This window comes from Methylomicrobium album BG8 (genome assembly GCF_000214275.2).
In the GTDB taxonomy this organism is placed as follows: Bacteria; Pseudomonadota; Gammaproteobacteria; order Methylococcales; family Methylomonadaceae; genus Methylomicrobium; species Methylomicrobium agile.
In genome coordinates, this window is the sequence record NZ_CM001475.1 from 4,189,633 (window position 1) to 4,208,732 (window position 19,100).

Annotated in this window: 20 protein-coding genes; 1 reads left to right on the forward strand and 19 read right to left on the reverse strand. The window is 58.3% G+C overall.

Annotated features, from left to right (window positions below; genetic code table 11):
• Window positions 1-6: 6 nt before the first annotated feature.
• The 18 genes from atpG to METAL_RS18380 form a co-directional block, all read right to left on the reverse strand.
• Window positions 7-873 (reverse strand): F0F1 ATP synthase subunit gamma, encoded by an 867-nt coding sequence (gene atpG, locus METAL_RS18300; protein WP_005374754.1) that lies wholly within the window; start codon window positions 871-873, stop codon window positions 7-9.
• Window positions 874-885: 12 nt separating this feature from the next.
• On the reverse strand, window positions 886-2,427 hold the full coding sequence (gene atpA, locus METAL_RS18305; protein ID WP_005374755.1) for a F0F1 ATP synthase subunit alpha: 1,542 nt from the start codon (window positions 2,425-2,427) through the stop codon (window positions 886-888).
• A gap of 12 nt (window positions 2,428-2,439) precedes the next feature.
• Entirely contained in the window at window positions 2,440-2,973 is a 534-nt protein-coding gene (locus METAL_RS18310; protein ID WP_005374757.1) for a F0F1 ATP synthase subunit delta, read from the reverse strand.
• Between the two features lie 11 nt (window positions 2,974-2,984).
• On the reverse strand, window positions 2,985-3,455 hold the full coding sequence (locus METAL_RS18315) for a F0F1 ATP synthase subunit B (protein WP_005374758.1): 471 nt from the start codon (window positions 3,453-3,455) through the stop codon (window positions 2,985-2,987).
• Between the two features lie 42 nt (window positions 3,456-3,497).
• Window positions 3,498-3,782, reverse strand: coding sequence for a F0F1 ATP synthase subunit C (atpE, locus tag METAL_RS18320; RefSeq protein WP_005374759.1), 285 nt, complete (start codon window positions 3,780-3,782; stop codon window positions 3,498-3,500).
• A 53-nt stretch (window positions 3,783-3,835) separates the two neighbouring features.
• Entirely contained in the window at window positions 3,836-4,612 is a 777-nt protein-coding gene (atpB, locus tag METAL_RS18325) for a F0F1 ATP synthase subunit A (protein WP_005374760.1), read from the reverse strand.
• Between the two features lie 21 nt (window positions 4,613-4,633).
• Window positions 4,634-4,927, reverse strand: coding sequence for an ATP synthase subunit I (locus METAL_RS18330; RefSeq protein ID WP_245549418.1), 294 nt, complete (start codon window positions 4,925-4,927; stop codon window positions 4,634-4,636).
• A gap of 161 nt (window positions 4,928-5,088) precedes the next feature.
• On the reverse strand, window positions 5,089-6,378 hold the full coding sequence (locus METAL_RS18335) for a TolC family protein (RefSeq protein WP_005374762.1): 1,290 nt from the start codon (window positions 6,376-6,378) through the stop codon (window positions 5,089-5,091).
• A complete protein-coding gene (locus tag METAL_RS18340) occupies window positions 6,378-9,482 on the reverse strand; it encodes an efflux RND transporter permease subunit (protein WP_005374764.1) in 3,105 nt (1,034 codons plus the stop codon). Before METAL_RS18340 ends, METAL_RS18335 begins: the two co-directional genes overlap by 1 nt.
• A 10-nt stretch (window positions 9,483-9,492) precedes the next feature.
• Window positions 9,493-10,605, reverse strand: a complete 1,113-nt coding sequence (locus METAL_RS18345; protein WP_031430142.1) for an efflux RND transporter periplasmic adaptor subunit — start codon at window positions 10,603-10,605, stop codon at window positions 9,493-9,495.
• Between the two features lie 80 nt (window positions 10,606-10,685).
• Window positions 10,686-12,110 carry a sensor histidine kinase gene (locus METAL_RS18350; protein WP_005374768.1) on the reverse strand — a complete coding sequence of 475 codons (1,425 nt, stop codon included), beginning with the start codon at window positions 12,108-12,110 and terminating at the stop codon, window positions 10,686-10,688.
• Window positions 12,100-12,774 carry a response regulator gene (locus tag METAL_RS18355; RefSeq protein WP_005374769.1) on the reverse strand — a complete coding sequence of 225 codons (675 nt, stop codon included), beginning with the start codon at window positions 12,772-12,774 and terminating at the stop codon, window positions 12,100-12,102. Before METAL_RS18355 ends, METAL_RS18350 begins: the two co-directional genes overlap by 11 nt.
• Window positions 12,775-12,816: 42 nt before the next feature.
• Window positions 12,817-13,356: a hypothetical protein gene (locus METAL_RS18360; RefSeq protein ID WP_005374771.1), complete on the reverse strand. Its 540-nt coding sequence runs from the start codon at window positions 13,354-13,356 to the stop codon at window positions 12,817-12,819.
• Window positions 13,357-13,513: 157 nt separating this feature from the next.
• Window positions 13,514-14,611 carry a quinolinate synthase NadA gene (gene nadA / locus METAL_RS18365; RefSeq protein ID WP_005374773.1) on the reverse strand — a complete coding sequence of 366 codons (1,098 nt, stop codon included), beginning with the start codon at window positions 14,609-14,611 and terminating at the stop codon, window positions 13,514-13,516.
• Between the two features lie 106 nt (window positions 14,612-14,717).
• Window positions 14,718-14,894 (reverse strand): type II toxin-antitoxin system HicA family toxin, encoded by a 177-nt coding sequence (locus METAL_RS21275; protein ID WP_005374775.1) that lies wholly within the window; start codon window positions 14,892-14,894, stop codon window positions 14,718-14,720.
• Entirely contained in the window at window positions 14,894-15,085 is a 192-nt protein-coding gene (locus tag METAL_RS18370) for a type II toxin-antitoxin system HicB family antitoxin (RefSeq protein ID WP_005374776.1), read from the reverse strand. Before METAL_RS18370 ends, METAL_RS21275 begins: the two co-directional genes overlap by 1 nt.
• Window positions 15,086-15,209: 124 nt before the next feature.
• On the reverse strand, window positions 15,210-16,994 hold the full coding sequence (gene aspS, locus METAL_RS18375) for an aspartate--tRNA ligase (protein ID WP_005374778.1): 1,785 nt from the start codon (window positions 16,992-16,994) through the stop codon (window positions 15,210-15,212).
• A gap of 84 nt (window positions 16,995-17,078) precedes the next feature.
• Window positions 17,079-17,345, reverse strand: coding sequence for an FmdB family zinc ribbon protein (locus tag METAL_RS18380; RefSeq protein WP_005374780.1), 267 nt, complete (start codon window positions 17,343-17,345; stop codon window positions 17,079-17,081).
• Between the two features lie 105 nt (window positions 17,346-17,450).
• Here METAL_RS18380 and pyrC point away from each other — a divergent pair, with 105 nt between their 5' ends.
• Complete coding sequence (gene pyrC / locus METAL_RS18385) at window positions 17,451-18,497, forward strand: dihydroorotase (RefSeq protein WP_005374782.1); 1,047 nt, start codon at window positions 17,451-17,453, stop codon at window positions 18,495-18,497.
• A gap of 93 nt (window positions 18,498-18,590) precedes the next feature.
• Here the strand turns inward: pyrC and METAL_RS18390 are convergent, their stop codons facing one another.
• Window positions 18,591-18,992 (reverse strand): transcriptional regulator, encoded by a 402-nt coding sequence (locus tag METAL_RS18390; protein ID WP_005374783.1) that lies wholly within the window; start codon window positions 18,990-18,992, stop codon window positions 18,591-18,593.
• Between the last annotated feature and the right edge of the window lie 108 nt (window positions 18,993-19,100).

Consider the following 19,100-nt stretch of genomic DNA (forward strand, 5'->3'; position numbering starts at 1 on the left):
TTGGGCTTAAACAGCAGCTGCGCCGCCGACGATTTCTGAAATTTCCTGGGTAATGGCTGCCTGCCGGGCTTTGTTGTAGATCAACTGCAGCTCGCCGATCAGGTTGCCGGCATTGTCCGATGCGCTCTTCATTGCGATCATCCGGGCCGCCTGCTCGCAGGCATTGTTTTCGACCAGCCCCTGGTATACCTTCGATTCGATATAGCGGGTCAGTAAATGATCCAGCACTTCTTTCGCATCGGGCTCGTAGATGTAGTCCCAATGGCCGCCCAGCTTTTCTTCGATTTCTTCGGTTACGACCGGCAGCAACTTTTCGATCGTCGGACGCTGCGTCATCGTATTCACGAATTCGTTGCTGACCACGTGCAGTTCGTCGATCTTGCCTTGCTCGTATTCGTCGAGCATCAAACGGATGATGCCGGCGATGTCATGCAGATGCGGCGTGTCGCCCAGCTTCGAAATCTGGCCGACCAGCTGCACTTTTTTCAGCGTGCTGAAAAAGACGGTCGCCTTGGTCCCGATCGTACTGACCTCGACCTCGATGCCGGCTTTGTCCCATTCGGCCAATTGGCTCAGCGTGCGCCGGAACAGGTTCGAATTCAGACCGCCGCACAGGCCGCGGTCCGAGCTGATGATGATCATTCCGATCCGCTTGACATCGCGCTTGATCAAGTACGAATGCTTGTACTCGGGATTCGCATGGGCCAGATGCTTGATGATCCGGCCGATCTGCTTCGAATACGGCCGCGTCGCCTGCATTCTGTCTTTGGTCTTACGCATTTTGCTCGCGGCGACCATTTCCATCGCGCGGGTGATCTTTTGAGTATTCTTGATACTCGCGATCTTGGTGCGTATTTCTTTGCCGACTGCCATTGGATGCGCCCTTTACCAGCTATGCGTTTTGACGAAAGTTTCGATGGCTGCCTGCAAGCCTTGTTCAATTTCGCTGTTCCAGTCGCCGGTCGCGTTGATCTTGTCCATCAATGCGCCGTGCTCCGTTTTCATGTACAACTGCAGCGCGGATTCGAACGCCAGGACTTTGTTCACTTCAACCGGATCCAGGAAGCCCTGGTTCGCGGCGTACAGCGAAACCGCCATTTGCGCAACCGACATTGGAGAATACTGATTTTGCTTCATCAGTTCGGTCACCCGTTGACCGCGTTCGATCTGCTTGCGGGTGCTTTCGTCGAGATCCGACGCGAACTGCGCGAATGCCGCCAACTCGCGGTATTGCGCGAGGTCGAGACGGATACCGCCGCCGAGCTTCTTGATGATCTTGGTTTGCGCGGCGCCGCCGACCCGGGAGACCGACAAACCGGCATTGACCGCCGGACGGATACCCGAGTTGAACAGGTTGCTTTCCAGGAAGATCTGGCCGTCGGTGATCGAAATCACGTTGGTCGGAACGAACGCGGACACGTCGCCGCCTTGCGTTTCGATGATCGGCAGCGCGGTCAGCGAACCGGTCTTGCCTTTGACCTTGCCGCCGGTCAGTTTTTCGACTTCATCCGCATTGATTCGCGCGGCCCGTTCGAGCAGACGCGAGTGCAGGTAGAACACGTCGCCCGGATACGCCTCACGTCCCGGCGGACGGCGGAGCAGCAATGACACCTGGCGGTAGGCCCAGGCTTGTTTGGTCAAGTCGTCGTAAATGATCAGCGCATCCTCGCCGCGGTCGCGGAAATATTCGCCCATCGCGCAGCCGGTGTAAGGCGCGATGAATTGCAGCGCGGCCGATTCGGACGCGGACGCGGACACGATGATCGTATGCTCCATTGCGCCATGTTCTTCGAGCTTGCGCACCACGTTCGCGATCGACGAGCGTTTTTGCCCGATCGCGACATAAATACATTTGATGCCGGTGCCTTTCTGGTTGATGATCGCATCGATCGCGATCGCGGTCTTGCCGGTTTGGCGGTCGCCGATGATCAACTCGCGCTGGCCGCGGCCGACTGGAATCATCGCATCGATCGATTTCAGGCCCAATTGTACCGGCTGGCTGACCGATTGCCGCGCGATAACGCCCGGCGCGATCTTTTCGATCGGCGAGGTTTCGTTGGTCTCGATCGCGCCCTTGCCGTCGATCGGCTTGCCGAGCGCGTCGACTACGCGGCCGAGCAAGGCTTCGCCGACCGGCACTTCAAGAATCTTGCCGGTGCACTTGACGGTATCGCCTTCGGAAATGTGCTGGTAAGAACCCAGGACCACCGCGCCGACCGAGTCACGCTCAAGGTTCAACGCCATGCCGTAGGTATTGCCGGGGAATTCGAGCATTTCGCCCTGCATCGCTTCGGAAAGTCCATGAACTCTCACGATGCCGTCGGTCACGCTGACTACAGTGCCTTCGGTATGCGCTTCAGCGCCCAGATCGAAGCCTTCGATCTTCTTTTTAATCAGATCACTAATTTCGGATGGATTTAATTGCATTTTATATCACTCTCACTGTAGCGCTTTTTGCATGTGTTGGAGTTGACCTTTGATCGAACCGTCTATCACCTTGTCGCCTGCGCGCACCAGAACGCCGCCGATCAACGACTTGTCGATCGACACGTTCATGCGGACTTTCTTGCCGAACTGCTTTTCGAGCTTGGCCGCAAAACTCTGCTTGCCTTCTTCGCTGAACTCATAAGCGGCATGGACATCGACATCCAGATAGCCTTCGTCCTCCGCCTTGTGCGCTTCGAAAATCCTTGCGATCTGCGGGACCAGATTCAGCCGCCGGTTCGCTACGAGCAGTTTCAGAAAATTTGCGCCTTCCTGGTCGAGCCGGCCTTCGCCGATATCGAGCATCAATTTCGTCAAACGCTCGTTGCTGACCTTCGGGTTATTGACATAAGCCGCAAGGATGTCATCGCTCAAAACGCTTGACAGGAACGCCAGCGTTTTCGACCACTTTTCGGAAGTTCCGGTCTCTTTGGCTCTCTTGAAGACAGCCGCTGCATAAGGCCTTGCCAATGTTGCCAATTCGCTCATTATGCTCAACCTTATAATTTATCGGAGACTTTGCTGATGATGCCCTGATGCTTGTTTTGATCGATTTCCGCACCGAGAATCTGCTCTGCCGCGCTGACTGCCAGAGCCGCCACTTCTTTACGCAGCGCTTCCTTGGTTTGTTCGATTTCCTGCTCGATCTGCGCTTTGGCTGCTTGGATACGGCGCTCCGCTTCCTTGTTGGCGTTGTCCTTGGACTCTTCGACGATCTCGCTCGCGCGTTTTTGCGCCAGGTTCACAATCTCCGAAGACTGATCCTTTGCGTCCTTGATGATATTCTTGGCTTTCTTTTCGGCCAGTTTCAAATCTTCCTGGCTTTTGTCGGCCGCCGCCAAACCGTCGGAAATTTTCTTTTTGCGCTCTTCCATGGCGTTGATGAAAGGCGGCCAGATGTACTTCATGGTAAACCATACCAGAAGTGCAAAGGTGATCATTTGTCCAATCAGAGTAGCATTGATACTCACGATGCGTTCCTCTTGTCGTTTTTAGGAAATAGTAGGCTCAACTTAGCCCGCAGCGGCTTGCACGGCGGACAGGAACGGGTTTGCGAAAGTGAAGAACAGAGCCAAACCGACGCCGATCATGGTGACCGCGTCCAAAAGACCCGCAACAACGAACATTTTGACTTGCAGCATGGGCACCATTTCCGGCTGACGCGCCGCGCCTTCCAGGAATTTTCCGCCCAACAGGCCGAAGCCGATCGCGGTTCCGAGCGCGCCCATACCCAATACCAGACCGACCGCAATCGCAGTCATGCCCTGCACGTCAGCAATCAATTTTGCAATTTCCATGATACCTCCAAAGGTAAAAAGTTAAGTTGTAGAGAACAGTTGAAAAATAAAGATTAATGGTCTTCGTGCGCCATGCTCAGGTAAACGATCGTCAATACCATGAAAATGAACGCTTGCAGCGTGATGATCAGAATATGGAAAATCGCCCACGGCAGGCTCAGGACCGGCTGCACGTAGCAGGGCAACAGTGCGATCAGGATGAAGATCAATTCGCCCGCATACAGGTTGCCGAACAACCGGAGGCCGAGCGAGATCGGCTTGGCGATTTCTTCGACCACTTTCAACAGCAGGTTGAACGGCATCAGCCAGGGCCCGAACGGCTGCAGCAGCAATTCCTTCGCAAAACCGAACACGCCCTTGACCTTGATGCTGTAGAAAATGATCAGCAGGAATACCGAAATCGACATCGCGAAGGTCGCGTTCAGATCGGTGCTCGGCACGACCCGGAGATAGGGAATGCCCATCGCCGAACCGATCATCGGCAGAATGTCGACCGGGAACAGGTCCATGAAATTGAACAGAAACACCCAGCAGAAAATGGTCAAGGCCAGCGGCGCGATCAGCGCGCTTCGGCCGTGGAAAGTGTCCTTAACCTGCGTATCGACGAACTCGATCAGCATTTCCGCGACATTCTGCAAGGGGCCGGGTATGCCGGAGGTCGCCTTTTCGGCCGCGGTCTTGAAAAACCAGATGAACAATCCACCGAGCAGAGCCGAGAAAAACAGGGTATCCAGGTGCAAGGTCCAGAACCCCTCGCCGACGCTCAACGGAGTCAAATGGTGAATGATATAGCCGGTTGCCCCTTCAGCCGCGTGCGCTTCGGTTGCCATCGTTCCTCTCTCGTCAAAAATTCAGCGCATCAATAGCGCAAACCAAAAAACCGACAATGCCGTCAGATAGCCGACGAGCAGCGGTAATAACTCTATGTCAGGGATTTGAAAAATCAGGACGAAAATAGCCGCCGTCAACAGCAGCTTGCCCACTTCGCCAGTGTAAAATGATACGACGATCTTGCGCGCTTCCTGCCCGGTCGCCTTTTTAATCCTGTATGCAAAAAACAGGTTCGGAAAAAACGCCGCCGCCCCGCCCAGCGCCGCGGACAAGGCCGCCATTTTTCCGACGGCGGCGGCAAAACCGGCCGCCATCAGTATCATGATCAGAATTTGATAAAGCAGTATCTTGCTGACAGTAGACAAGGTTCTACCTGCCACACAGCGCTCCAGTCAATTTAGCTGGGGAATTATAACGGCCGAGGCATTTTTAATCAAGGAGGAATGAAGCCGCCGCAACGCTGCGGCGTTTGGGGTCAATTCATGCGGACAGGATCGTTTTCGAAGCGCCGGATCAACAGGCCGGAAGCGCGCAGGACGTCCAGCTCGGCTTCGATTTCCGCCTGCATCAGATCCAGCCGGGTCAAACGGGTTTCGGTCCTGGAACGCGACGCATCCAGAAGCTCCAGGAGACTGCCTTTCCCCAGACGGTAACTGGACTCTCCCATTTCTTGGAGATCCGGCAGCTTGGCGATCACGTTGCGCTCGAAGTCGGCCCGCGTTTCCCGGCGCCGCGCCAGCATTTCGACGGCGCGTTCGAGCGCGCCCCGCGTGCGTGCGAGCGCCAAATCGTGCTGCAGCCGCGCGGCATGTTTTGCCGCATTGGCACGCGCAATCGCGCCCTGACCGCGATCGAAAATCGGTAAATCGACCGAGACACCGGCAAAGCTGGTGTTGCCGTAAGGCGAATCGGTGAACACCGACCCGACCTGAAAAGTCGGCGTCGGCCAGCGTTCGCGCTTGGCCCGCGCCACATCGGCCTCGGCGGCGATCTCTCCGCGCCGGGCCGCTTCGATGTCCGGATGCGAGGCTTCGGCATCCGCCCATAACGCGTTAATGTCGGTCGGCACGTTCAGGCTCGACAGTTCGCCCCGCGCCTCCGGACGCCAATCCGACAATCCCAGCAGAATGCTCAATTCGGCCGCCGACGCGGACAAATCGTTGCGCAAGGTTTGCCGGCGCGTCTCGACATTTTTGGCCTCGATGTCGATGCGCAGCAGATCGTAGCGGCTGGCGCTGCCCGCCTGCAGACGTCCGGAGACGATGCCGGACAGATGTTCGACGTAGCGGGCCGTTTCGTCGAGCACGGCGATGCGCTGCCGATTCGCCAACTGTTTGACGAACAGCGCCCATTCGTCGTAAATCAGGCCGGCAAAGTCGGCGGCGATATCGGCGGCGGCCGCGTCCGCCTTTTTTTCCGCGGCCTCCAGGCGCATGCCGCGCTGGCCGGCGATCAGCACCGGCACCTCCAGGATGACCTGCTGCTGCACGTTGCCGTCGTACATCGTGTTGGTCCGGGTCAACAGGTCGAAGCGCCCGTAGCTGAGCCGCGGATTCGGCAGCACGCCGGCTTCGACGATTTCCGCGCCGGCCGCTTCGATGCGCTGCTGCAAGGCGGCATAACGCGGACTGCGTTCGCGGGTGATATCCAGCAATTGCTGCATGGTCACCGTTTCGGGCAGCTCGGCGGCAACGGCCCTGACCGCGGCCAGCATGGCCAGACAGGCAAAAGCGACGGCTCGAATTTTCCGATCGCGTGTTTTCATCAAGACTCCTCCTGTATATCGTCGGCCTCTTCCGGAGTGATCAGGCGCTTCGGCGTGATATACGCATAAATGACCGGCAGTACCAGCATGGCGACGAAAAACGTAGTGAACATGCCGCCGACGATCACGACCGCAAACGGCTGCTGGGTTTCGCTGCCGATGCCGGTCGACACCGCCATCGGCAACAGCCCCAGGAGCGCCAGCAGCGACGCCATCAACACCGGCCGCAAGCGGTCCACCGCGCCTTCCACGATGGCTTCGGACAGAAGCTGTCCGCCGCGCCGGCGCTCTTCGATCGCGCTGAGCACCAAGAGCCCCATCAACGACACCTGCCCCAGCAAGGCGATAAAACCGATCGCCGCGCTGACCGACAGCGGAATGCCGGCGGCAAGCAGCAAAAAAACGCCGCCGGCCAGCGCAAACGGCGTGCACAATAGAATCGCCAGTGCGCTGCGCGCCGACTGCAAGGCGCTGTACAGCAAGCCGAGCACGATCAGTACCGCGATCGGCACCACCACCGCCAGCCGCCCCATCGCCCGTTGCTGGTTTTCGAACTCGCCGCCCCACACCAGGAAACTGCCCTCTTCGAGCTCGACCTTACCGTCCACGGCGGCCATCGCGTCATGCACGACGGAACCCAGATCGCGGCCCTCGACGTTGAACTTCAACGCCAGAAAACGGCGATTGGCCTCGCGCTCGATCGAAGTCCTGCCGCGTTCGATCGGCATCGCGGCCACTTCGCGCAGCGGAATGCGCGCCCCCGAAGGTGCCGGCAGTTTCAGATCGCCGATCTGCTCTTTGTCGCTACGCTCGCCGGCCCGCAGAATCGTCCGCACCGGCACCGGCCGTTCGTTTTGCCAGAGTTCGGTGGTCACCTTGCCGGCCAGGCCGGTTTCGATCGTATCCTGCGCCGCATCGATGGTAATCCCCTCGCGCGCCAGAGCGGAACGGTCCAAATTGATCTGCAGCTGCGGCACGATGGACTCGCGGTACAAATCCAGGTCGATGACGCCGGGAATGGCCTTCAACAAACTTTTCGCCTGTTCCAGCGTCGCCCGCATCCGTTCCAGATCATCGCCGTAAATTTTCAGGACGACCTTGCCGCGCACGCCGCTGACTGCTTCTTCGACGTTGTCTTTGATCGGCTGCGAAAAATTGAAACGCACGCCGGGAATCGCGGCCAGTTCCTCGCGCATCGCCTCGACCAGCTGTTCCTTGTGCAAACCCGCGCGCCATTCTTCGTGCGGCTTCAGATGCACGAATGTTTCACTCATGTTGACGCCTTCGTTGTCGGTGCCGTCTTCGGAACGCCCTTGCTGGCTGAGGATGCTTTTGACTTCGGGAAAAGAGAGCAGGCGCTCGCGCATATCGAGCAAAATCGCCTGGCCTTTGGCCAGCGAAATACTGGCCGGCATCTCCACGAACACATGCACATCGCCTTCGTCGAGCTCCGGCAGAAATTCGCTGCCGAGTCGGCCGGCCGCCAGCGCACCGGTCAGCAGCAAAACACCGGCCGCGCCCAGAACGGCTGGCCGCCGCCCGAGAGACCACGCCAACAGACGGCGGTAAAGCGCCCTGAGGCAGAGCAGGAAACGGGGCTCCTCGATCATCGCATGCTTGGGTTGAATCAACACGGCACAGAGCGCCGGCACCAGGGTCATCGCAAAGATCAAGCCACCGCCCAGCGCGAAGCTGTAGGTCAGCGCCAAAGGCCGAAAGATGCGTCCTTCGACGCGTTCCAGGGTGAACACCGGCAACAACGCGGCAATGATGATCAGCATCGCGAAAAATGTCGGCTTGGCGACGCTAAAAGCGGCATCGACGATCAGCCGGACCATGTCGCGATGGCTTTTGGGATGGCGATGGCTGGCCTGATGGATGACGCTCTCGACCAGAACCACGGCGCCGTCGAGAATGATGCCGAAGTCGATGGCGCCCATCGAAATCAAATTGGCGGGCATCCCCAGCCGGTAAAGTCCGGCAAACGCAACCAGCAACGACAGCGGGATGACGCAGGCGACGATCAGCGAACCGCGAATACTGCGCAAAAAGAGCCAGACCACGCCGACGACCAGCAAAAACCCATGCAAGAGGTTGTCGTAAACGGTGTGCAGGGTTTTATCGACCAGCTCGGTACGGTCCAGAAACGGCACCAGCTTCATGCCGGCCGGCAGCATGCGGGTGTTGAGCTCCTCGACCTTGTCGTGCACCGCCGCCAGGACCCGCGATGGATTTTGCCCGCGCCGCAACAGCACGATGCCTTCCACCGCCTCTTTATGCGCGTCCAAACCCACCGTGCCCTGGCGCGGCGTATAAGCCTGCACCAGACGGGCCACATCGCCTACCGTCAACGGCGTACCGCCCTCGCTTTTCAAGACGATTTTTTTCACATCTTCGGGCGAGCCGAGATAGCCGACGCTGCGGATCACCATCTGCTGATCGCCGTGGCGCAGAAAGCCCGCGCCCACGTTCCGGTTGGCGCTGGCGACGGCGCGGTTGACCTCGTCCAGGGTCAGGCCGAAGGATTCCAGCCGAATCGGATCGATTTCGACATGGATCTCCTTGTAGTAGCCGCCGAAGGTCAGCACGTCGGCAACCCCCTGCACTTGGCGCAGCACCCGCGAGACGTTCCACTCCATCTCCGAGCGCAGTTCGTAGAGCGAATGGCGATCGCTGGTCACCACGAATTTGTAGATTTCACCCAGCGGCGTGTAATCCGGCGCCAATACCGGCTGCACCGATTCCGGCAGTTCGGCGCCGTTCATGCGCTCGGTGATCAACGTGCGCGAATAGAAGCTGTCGACGTCGTCCTCGAAGGTAATGGTAATCAGCGACAAGCCGAACAGGCTCTGGCTGCGCATCTGCAGCATGCCGGGCGTGCCGTTCAAGACCCGCTCCAAAGGCACCGTCACTTGCCGTTCCACCTCTTCGGGCGCATAACCCGGCATCAGGCTGATCACGGTCACCTGGGTGTTGGTCACGTCCGGATAAGCCTCGATCGGGGTTTCCAGATAGGCATGGATCCCGAACAACGCGATGAGAGCGGTAATCACCAGGGCGGCGACCCGCCGGTGCACGCAGGTTTCGATCAGCAACTTGAGCACGGCCGGCCTCCTACAACAGCATCGAAGCTTCGCCGTCGATCAGCAGCGCGCCGTCGACGACCACCCGCTCCCCGCCGGACAAGCCTTTCAATACCGGCGTCAGACCTTCGCGCGCCTGGCCGATCTGGATCGGACGCGCCTTGAATCGGCCGGGGCCGACTTCGACATAGACCACGGTTTCCCGTCCGTCCTTGATCAGCACGGCCGACGCCGGCAGCATGATACGACTGGGCGCGGACGCCTCGATGGAGACTCGCGCGTACATGCCGGGACGCAGCGGAATCTTGGGATCGTCCGCGACGATGAAAACCGATGCCCGGCGCAGTTCGGTCTGGATCGCGGCGCTTTCGCCAACGACGTGGCCTTGAATCGGGTCTTGCAGCGAGGCGAGCTCGATAACCGCTTTGGCGCCTTTTTCGACCAGCAACAATTCTTTCTCGAAAACGTCGGCGACGATCCAGGCGGCCGAAGGCTCGCCCAAATCAAGCAGGAGAGCCCCCGCTTCCACAGCGGCGCCGGTCGCCACGTGCGCTTTCAGCACCGTGCTGTCGACCGGCGCGCGCACGATCACTTCACCGGCGCGGCCGTCGCCGAGCAGACGCAGGAAGTCCCGGCTGCGTTCGAATTCGGCCCGCGCCTGCTTGAGTTGAGTTTCGGCTTCCATCCGTTCGATGTCCAGGCCGACCCCGGCGCGCTGCATTTCCAATTGCCGGTTCAAATGATCCTGCGCGCGCGCAAGCTCCGTTCCCGCCCGGGTGTGGTCGGCACGTATCTGGACCGCATCGTTGCTGGCCAGCGCCACGACGGGGGCACCCGCCTTGATTTTGTCGCCGACCTGCACGAACACTTTACTCACGCGTCCGGCCACCACCGTTCCTACCGAGGAAATCGCTTGCGCCCGAAAATCCACTCTTGCCGGCGCCGTGACCACGCTGGCAACGGTCTCCGGCTGCACTTCGCGCACCGTAATATAGGGCAGCGACTCCGGACGCAGCGTCACCACGCCCTTGCCGGCCGGCTCGATGGATGATTTTGAAGAAGGCTCGGGAGCCTGCGGGTTGTGATTTTCACAGCCGATGGCAGCCAACAACCCAAGAAAAGCAAGCAAAGCAACAATTCGCATGAACTTTCGATCGAATGACAAAGAGAGAACCGGATGCGTTTTCCGCCCGGTCCCCGCCATGTTACCAATCGAACCTTTCATCAACCTGTCACAGCGTCATGTCGGGAGGCGCCCCGCAAGTGGCCGACGGAAGAGGGAAAGACGATGGCGACCCGCGTGCCGACGCCTTGGACGCCGCTGCCGATTTCGACCCGGGCGTTGTGCAGTTCCGCGATTTCTTTCACAATCGCCAGCCCGAGGCCGCAACCGTCGCCTGGACTGCCCGGCGGCCGGTAAAACCGCTCGCAAACCTTGTCGATTTCGCCGGCCCCGATGCCGGGGCCGGCGTCTTCGACGATCAACATACGGCACGGGTCGGCCTGCACCGCGACGTTGATTTGCCCGCCAGGAAAGCTATAGCGAATCGCATTGTCGAGTAAATTATTCACCAGCTCGCGCAGCAGCGTGGCGTCCGCCGAGACGGCCAGAGGCAACGGCTGCGCATCGAAGCCCAATTCGATGTTGCGTTCGAGCGCCTTCGGCGCCCATTCGAGGCAACACCGGCGGGCCAGCGCCTTCAAGTCGACCGTTTTGAACTCGGCCATGCCGCCCGCGATCGACTCGGAGCGGGCCAGCGTCAACAACTGCTCGTTCAGATGCGCGACGCGATCGGCCGCGTTTTTGATCTGCCCCATCGTCAGCTTCATCGCCTCGAAATCATCCGACAACAAGGCGCGCTCCGCCTGCAGCTTGAGCCCGGCCAGCGGTGTCCGCATCTGATGCGCGGCGTTTTCGACGAACCGGCGCTGGCTCAGCATGGCCGCCCCGAGCTTTTGCAGCAAGGCGTTGATCGTATGCGTCAGCGAGTGGACTTCAAGAGGCGCATCCTTGTCGGGTATCGGATCGAGGTCTTTCGCCGAACGCTGTTCGATCGCGGCGGCAAGCGCCTTTAACGGCTTTAGGCCGCCGCCGATGCCCGTCCAGATATGAAAACCGGCAAAGACCACCAACAAGCATTGCGGGACGATGACGGCGGTCAGGATTTGGACCATCATCCGGCGCCGTTTATTCAGCGTCTCCGCCACGGAAACCCGGACGGCTTCGCGGCTGTCGCGTGGAATCGTGATCAACGAGACGACTCTGACGTTTTTATTTTGCATCCTGCCGTCGCCGAAGTAAGGCGACGCCTGCTCGACCGGCGGCCCTGCCGGCACGGGGAGCGCCGTGTCGCCGGCAATGAAGCCCGATGAGGCCGATTCGACTTTGAAGAAGGTTTTATCGATTGCGTCCCAGCGGAATACCGCCATCGCTTCGGGCGGCAATTCGAAGGTGATTTTATCCTGTTTTCCCTTGACCTGCTGCGCCAACGAGCTCGCGGAATCGAGCAGCCACTGGTCGTAAGCGGTATTGGCAAAATAGAAGGCCACGAAGTAAGACACGGCCGCATCCAGAAGCACCAGCACGAAAAAAGGAAGCGTCAGCCGCGAAAGAATCCGGAAGCGGATACTCTTCGGCTTAGGCCCCATGACCGGCCTCCAGCACGTAACCCAAACCGCGCAGCGTTCTGATATTGATCCCGAACGGGGCGAGGCGCTTGCGCAAGCGGGACACATACACTTCGATCGCATTGTCCGCGAGTTCCTCCCCTTCGACCGCCAGCCTTCCGGCAATCGCATCCTTGCTGACGACGCGCCCGGCCTGCAGCATCAACGCCAGCAGCACGCCATACTCTCTGGCGGGCAGCAACAACGGCCGGCCGTCGGCCGTTACCCGTTGCCCCACCGTATCGAGCGTCAACCGTCCGACCACGGTCTCGTGACCTATCTGGCCCTGGCTCCGCCTGATCAACGCCCTTACCCGGGCCTGCAATTCGCGCAGATCGAAAGGCTTGGCCAAATAATCGTCGGCTCCCGATTCCAGGCCGCCGATCCGGTCGTCGAGCGCGTTTCTCGCGGTCAGAATCAGCACCGGCAGGGGCGATTTACGGGATCTGAGCTGCCTCAAGACGTCCCTGCCGTCGCAATCCGGCAAACCCAGATCGAGTATGACCAAATCGAAAACCTGAGTCAGCAAGGCCGTCATCGCGTAACTGCCCGTCATTGCATGAATCACGGCAAAACCCCAGTCGCTCAAGCTGCGCGACAGGCCGTCCGCCAGAATGGCGTCGTCTTCGACAAGCAGCACATTCATCGCAGAGCGGATGCGGAAAACCTCCGGCGCAGCGCGGTGAAATCAGTGCCAGCCGCCATATTGCTTGGTCGGATCGCCGCGGAAACCGGCGGTCGTTTTGTTGGACTCCGGCACAGTGCCCATACTTTCGGCCGCCACGAGCAGGTTGCCGTGCGTATAACCGCCCAGCGCTTTGGCTTTTTTGGCGATCGCGGTCGAGAGCGGAGTGATGTCGTATTTGGTGACGGTCGGATGGATGACCGCAGTGACCAGTTGTTCGCCGCCGGCCACTGGATAAAAGGTCAACAGAATCGGCAACGCTGTCCCGGCAGGCACCTGCACACGGTAATGTTCGCTGCCTTGCAAAGCCATTTCGGCGATCACCGCGCCTTTTTCGTCGCTGACCTTGACCGTTCCGGACTTGACCGGCCCTTTGTCGTCGGAGACCATCCCTTCCAGCGTCACGGCCTGTTCGTACTTGCGGACCGTTTGCTGCGGAAAGGCACTTTTCGGCGTCTCGTTTCCGCAACCGGCAACCGTAATCAACGCCAGAAGAGACGCCGCCAGGACGCCCCGAGGGAATGAGAATGAGTTCATAGGCATAAAGTTATTTCCGTCGAATTTGATCGAAACACATCGTCCCCCATGCTACGGCACTTGTCGTTATACACCAGCCGCCCGGAGTCCAAAGCTGGCTTTGGAACATGCCTGAATACCCCGTTCAAAGCAAGCTTTGAACTCCGATGCCGCTAAAGGCGGACTACGCCACCGCCAGCATGTTATCCAGCGCTTTTTTCGCCAGTTCCGACTCTTTCGGCGGCACCGTAATCCGGTTGATGACGTGTCCCGCCGCCAGATTGTCCATCACCCAGGCCAGATGCTGCGGATCGGTCCGGAACATCGTCGAGCACATGCACAGCATCGGCGACATGAAATGTACGTGCTTGCCCTGCGCCTTGCATTCCTCGTTCAAGCGGTTGACCAGGTTCAGTTCGGTCGCGACCAGCCAGCGGGTATTCGATTCGGCCTCGCGCACCGTTTTCAGAATGTATTCGGTCGAACCGATATATTCGGATTTCTGGCAGACTTCGAACGCCGCCTCGGGGTGCGAGATGACCTTGGTTTCGGGATAGCGTTCGAGAAACTGGTCGATATGTTCCGGTTTGAAAGCCTGGTGCACCGAGCAGAAGCCTTTCCAGAGAATGATCTTCGCGTTCCTGATCTGCTCGTCGGTCAACCCGCCGCGCGGCTGGGTAAAATCCCAGGTCACCATCTGTTCGAGCGGAATGCCCATCCGGTAGCCGGTATTGCGCCCCAGATGCTGATCCGGAAAGAACAGCACCTTGGGTCGCCGTTCGAAACTCCATTCGAGGATTTTCCGCGCATTCGAAGAGGTGCAGACGATACCTTCATGCTCGCCGCAAAAGGCTTTCAGGTCGGCCGCGGAATTGATGTAGGTGACCGGGGTCACTTCGTTTTCGACATCGATCACTTCGGCCAGCTCTTTCCAACACTGCTGTACCTTCAGCAGATTGGCCATATCCGCCATCGAACAGCCGGCCGCGAGGTCGGGCAAAATCGAAATCTGCTCGGGGCGCGACAGGATGTCGGCCACTTCGGCCATGAAATGCACACCGCAAAACACGATGTACTCGGCGTCGGACTCGGCCGCATTGCGCGACAGCTTCAACGAATCGCCGGTGAAATCGGCGTGCTTGAACACTTCGTCGCGCTGGTAATGATGGCCCAGAATTACGCAACGTTTGCCGAGTTTGGCTTTGGCCGCGACAATGCGCTCGTCGCATTCGGCATCGCTCAGCAGAGCGTAATCTTCTATCGGAAAGGGGGTATTAGACATTTTGCTTAGATCTTCACGGCAGGGTTAAAAGCAGTATTGACGGATGCGCCAACGCCGATCCGTTCTCCAAAGTTGATATCTCTTTATCAAAATTCTTGTTCTAACCCTATTTGGATAATTTTTTAATGATTGACTTGGCTAAATATTCATCGATTTCGCCATGCCGCGGCACCGGTTGCGATTGTTGAGTTTCTTCATTGACATACCAATCATGTTTTCCGCCGTGCCGCTTCAATTTACAACCCATTGCTTCAAGGAACCGTATCAAATCCTTTCTTTTCATCAGGCCACTTGCATTTGTTCTACCTTGCGAATATACGGAATTTCATTGCTTTCAAGGTCAGCCAGCAAGTCCTTCAGATTCTCCTGCAATTCCTCTTTGGTTTCGCCCTGAGTAATATAGTCCGGATAATCATTGATAAAGCCCAGAAAGAAATCTTTGCTTTTCCAATAGGTATAACTCACCGTTTTCATCACTTTGATACCTCACAGACTTCCCCGACGCGGACAGGGCTGCGGCTTCGAACGGTGGGTTCGGCGCGCGGAAAAAACGCTTAAACCCCAAAATTTTTGCGTGGCGCGCCGAACCCACCCTACATCAAGCCTTCTCTTTGCCCGGCTGTTTGACCAGTTTGATACCCAATTCGCGCAATTGTTCCTCGGGGACGACCGCCGGCGCGCTGACCAGGGGACAGGCCGCCGACTGCGTTTTCGGGAACGCGATCACGTCGCGAATCGAGGTCGAACCGGTCATCAGCATGACCAGGCGGTCCAGGCCGAAGGCCAGGCCGCCGTGCGGCGGTGCGCCGTATTTCAACGCGTCGAGCAGGAAACCGAATTTTTCGCGCGCTTCGTCTTCCTTGATCCCGAGAATTTCGAAGACGGCCCGCTGCATCGCCGGCCGGTTGATACGGATCGAGCCGCCGCCGACTTCGGTGCCGTTCAGCACCAGGTCGTAAGCGCGCGACAAGGCCTCGCCAGGATTCGCCTGCAGTTCTTCGATGGAACACTTCGGCGCGGTGAACGGATGGTGGATGGCCGCATAGCGCCGGCTTTTTTCGTCCCAGGCGAACATGGGGAAGTCGACCACCCAGACCGGCTTCCATTCGCCTTCCAAAAGCCCCAGATCGTGGCCGAGCTTCACGCGTAGCGCGCCCATCGCCTCGTTCACAATGGAAGCCTTGTCCGCACCGAAGAAGATCAGGTCGCCGTTTTGCGCGCCGGTCTTCGCGAGCACGCTGTCCCACACCTCTGCCGGCGCAAACTTCACGATCGGCGACTGCAGGCCGTCGACGCCGGCAGACAGGTCGTTCACTTTAATATAAGCGAGCCCCTTCGCGCCGTAGATGCCGACGAACTTGGTCAGGTCGTCGATCTCCTTCCGGCTCAAATCGCCGCCTTTCGGCAGGCGCATCGCGACGACGCGGCCCTGAGGATCGTTCGCCGGCGCGGAAAAGACCTTGAAATCGACATTTTTCATGTCCTCGGCGATATCGACCAGTTCCAGCGGAATCCGCAGATCCGGCCGGTCGATGCCGTATTTCGAAATCGCTTCCTGATAGGTCATACGCGGGAAATGCGCGCCGAGGTTCACGCCGATCACTTTCTGGAACAGTTGGCGGATCATCTCTTCCATGATGTGCATGATCTCGTCTTCGTCCATGAACGAAGTCTCGACATCGAGCTGGGTAAACTCGGGCTGGCGGTCCGCGCGCAAGTCTTCGTCGCGGAAGCAGCGCACGATCTGATAGTAGCGGTCCATGCCCGCGACCATCAGAATCTGCTTGTACAACTGCGGCGATTGCGGCAGCGCGAAGAACGCATTTTCATGCGTCCGGCTCGGCACGATATAGTCGCGCGCGCCTTCCGGGGTCGCCTTGGTCAGATACGGGGTTTCGATTTCGAAGAACTCATGATCGTCCAGGAAGTTGCGCAGCACCCGCGCCACGTCACGACGCACTTTCATCTTTTCCTGCATCGCAAAACGGCGGAGATCAATATAGCGGTAGCGCAGACGCAGTTCCTCGTTGACCTCGATCTCGCTTTCGACCGGGAACGGCGGCGTTTCGGACTCGTTCAGCACGACCATCTCGCTTACCAGCACTTCGATTTCGCCGGTGCCCATATTCGGATTGATCGTCCCTTCGGGACGCCCGCGCACGCTGCCTTTGACTTTCAGCACATATTCGCTGCGCACATGTTCGGCCAGGGAGAACGCTTCATGCACATCCGGATCGAAAACGACCTGCACCAGGCCGGTACGGTCTCTGAGATCGATAAAAATGACCCCCCCATGGTCGCGGCGGCGATGCACCCAACCGCACAATTCGACGGTCTGGCCGGTATGTTGTTTCGTTAATTCCCCGCACTTGTGCGTACGCATGGTGGTGTTGTTCCTGTCAATCCGAAAAAAATCGCCGATATTAACGGCTTATCATGTTGAATTCAAGCCGGCTTGTTCAAACCATCAGTGGCTGCAACTGCCGCTGCAGTTATGCGGCTTGGACGGTTCGGAGCTTGCAGAACTTTCGCCCGCCACATTTTTTTTCGCGCCGCTCTTGAAATCGGTTTCATACCAGCCGCCGCCTTTCAAGCGGAATCCGGCCGCGGAAATTTTTTTGATCAGATCGGGCTTGCTGCACGCCGGGCAATGAATCAGCGGCTGGTCGCTAAGTTTTTGCAAGGCTTCGTGCTCGTGCCCACAGGACTGGCACTGATATTCGTAGATTGGCATGGATGACTCCGGTAAAAAAACAATACTTGAGATAAGGCTAGGCGCGTATTTTTCAAGTGGCTAAGATAGAATATAAGGTTATTCTACAAGAAAATGGCCTTTCAAATGAAGAAATTAACCCTCACCCGGCCCGACGACTGGCATTTGCATGTCCGGAGCGGTGCGCTGTTGAAAGCGGTGCTGCCGCATACCGCCCGCCAGTTTGCCCGCGCGATTATCATGCCGAACCTGAAGCCGCCGGTCACAACCGTAGAACAAGCGTTAGCCTACCGCGAGGAAATTCTGCAGGCGATTCCGGCAGGGCTCGATTTTACGCCTTTGATGACCTTGTACCTGACCGGATCGACTTCGCTTGAAGAAATCCGCAAAGCCGCCACCTCGGAGCATGTGCACGCATTCAAGCTCTATCCGGCCGGGGCGACGACCAATTCCGACTCAGGCGTGGCGGATATCGAGGCCGTCTATCCGTTGTTCGAAGAAATGGAAAAACAGGACATTCCGCTATTGGTTCACGGCGAAGTAACCGACGAAACGTGCGACATCTTCGACCGGGAACGCGTCTTCCTGGAGACCCGGCTGGCCCGAATCGTCGATCGTTTCCCGGCGCTGCGCATCGTCGTCGAGCATGTGACCACGCGCGAGGCAGTCGATTTCGTAAAAGCGCAAGGACCCCGCATCGCCGCCACAATCACACCGCAACACCTTTTATATAACCGCAACGCGATTCTGGCCGGCGGCATCCGTCCGCATTTTTATTGCCTGCCGGTCCTGAAGCGCGAACAGCACCGGGAGGCGCTGGTTCAAGCTGCCACCAGCGGCAGTCCGAAGTTCTTTCTCGGCACCGACAGCGCGCCGCATCTGACTTCTCTGAAAGAAAACGCCTGCGGTTGCGCGGGATGTTTCAGCGCGCCTTTAGCGCTCGAACTGTATACGGAAGCTTTCGAAAAGGCCGGCGCCTTGGACAAACTGGAAGGTTTCGCGAGCTTTTACGGGGCCGATTTTTACCGGCTGCCGAGAAACCGGGGCACAGTGACGCTGGAAAAATCGGCCTGGCAGGTGCCCGGTGTTTATAACGACGGCGACATCGCCATTACGCCGTTGAAAGCAGGAGAATCCTTGACATGGAAGCTGCAAGCCACTGTTCGAGTCTGAAGAAGCTCGGATTAAGTCCTTGCATGAGGAACGGCTTTATCGGAGTCGTAAAGCCGGGCTTTGCCACTCCAAAACTTATTCCGCCTTAACGCGCTACGGGTTTTTCCCGGAATATACCTGGGCAAAGGCGCTGATAACCTCGCGGACGATCTTGCGCTGCGGGGCGGGCAAACTCAGATATTGCTCGATCGCCTCCCTTTCCCCGTAATCCAGCGCTTCCTCCCATTGTTTCCGTTTTTCGCGTATCGACAGCGCCGCCTCTTCGCCGTAACGCAAGGCATGCGGCTCGACTTTCAACCACTCCGCCAGCACCTGTAACTTATCCTGCGAAGGAATCGCCTCGCCGCGCAACCAGCGCGAAACCGCCTGAAACGACACCGACCGCCCCCAATAGCGGCTGTTGAAACCTTTTTCCAGCACGGCGGGACGGGCTTCATAGCCTGCGGACAGCATGGCCTTGCGCAGCCGTTCGGCGAATTCGAGTTTTTCATTCATGAACAAAAAGTTAAATTTTTATAGCCATCCCATCCAACTTTTTGTTGTATTATTTGTTAAATTTTTAATTGAACTCTTGGTTTAACCGTTTGGGTTTGCCGTCTCAGG

Coding starts and splice junctions, on each gene's coding strand:
- pyrC (WP_005374782.1), top strand. CDS start 17,451: ATGAAGAAATTAACCCTCACCCGGCCCGACGACTGGCATTTGCATGTC.
- atpA (WP_005374755.1), bottom strand. CDS start 2,427: ATGCAATTAAATCCATCCGAAATTAGTGATCTGATTAAAAAGAAGATC.
- METAL_RS18390 (WP_005374783.1), bottom strand. CDS start 18,992: ATGAATGAAAAACTCGAATTCGCCGAACGGCTGCGCAAGGCCATGCTG.
- atpE (WP_005374759.1), bottom strand. CDS start 3,782: ATGGAAATTGCAAAATTGATTGCTGACGTGCAGGGCATGACTGCGATT.
- METAL_RS18335 (WP_005374762.1), bottom strand. CDS start 6,378: ATGAAAACACGCGATCGGAAAATTCGAGCCGTCGCTTTTGCCTGTCTG.
- METAL_RS18345 (WP_031430142.1), bottom strand. CDS start 10,605: ATGCGAATTGTTGCTTTGCTTGCTTTTCTTGGGTTGTTGGCTGCCATC.
- atpB (WP_005374760.1), bottom strand. CDS start 4,612: ATGGCAACCGAAGCGCACGCGGCTGAAGGGGCAACCGGCTATATCATT.
- METAL_RS18310 (WP_005374757.1), bottom strand. CDS start 2,973: ATGAGCGAATTGGCAACATTGGCAAGGCCTTATGCAGCGGCTGTCTTC.
- atpG (WP_005374754.1), bottom strand. CDS start 873: ATGGCAGTCGGCAAAGAAATACGCACCAAGATCGCGAGTATCAAGAAT.
- aspS (WP_005374778.1), bottom strand. CDS start 16,994: ATGCGTACGCACAAGTGCGGGGAATTAACGAAACAACATACCGGCCAG.
- nadA (WP_005374773.1), bottom strand. CDS start 14,611: ATGTCTAATACCCCCTTTCCGATAGAAGATTACGCTCTGCTGAGCGAT.
- METAL_RS18360 (WP_005374771.1), bottom strand. CDS start 13,356: ATGCCTATGAACTCATTCTCATTCCCTCGGGGCGTCCTGGCGGCGTCT.
- METAL_RS21275 (WP_005374775.1), bottom strand. CDS start 14,894: ATGAAAAGAAAGGATTTGATACGGTTCCTTGAAGCAATGGGTTGTAAA.
- METAL_RS18380 (WP_005374780.1), bottom strand. CDS start 17,345: ATGCCAATCTACGAATATCAGTGCCAGTCCTGTGGGCACGAGCACGAA.
- METAL_RS18330 (WP_245549418.1), bottom strand. CDS start 4,927: ATGGCGGCCGGTTTTGCCGCCGCCGTCGGAAAAATGGCGGCCTTGTCC.
- METAL_RS18350 (WP_005374768.1), bottom strand. CDS start 12,110: ATGGGGCCTAAGCCGAAGAGTATCCGCTTCCGGATTCTTTCGCGGCTG.
- METAL_RS18370 (WP_005374776.1), bottom strand. CDS start 15,085: ATGAAAACGGTGAGTTATACCTATTGGAAAAGCAAAGATTTCTTTCTG.
- METAL_RS18355 (WP_005374769.1), bottom strand. CDS start 12,774: ATGAATGTGCTGCTTGTCGAAGACGACGCCATTCTGGCGGACGGCCTG.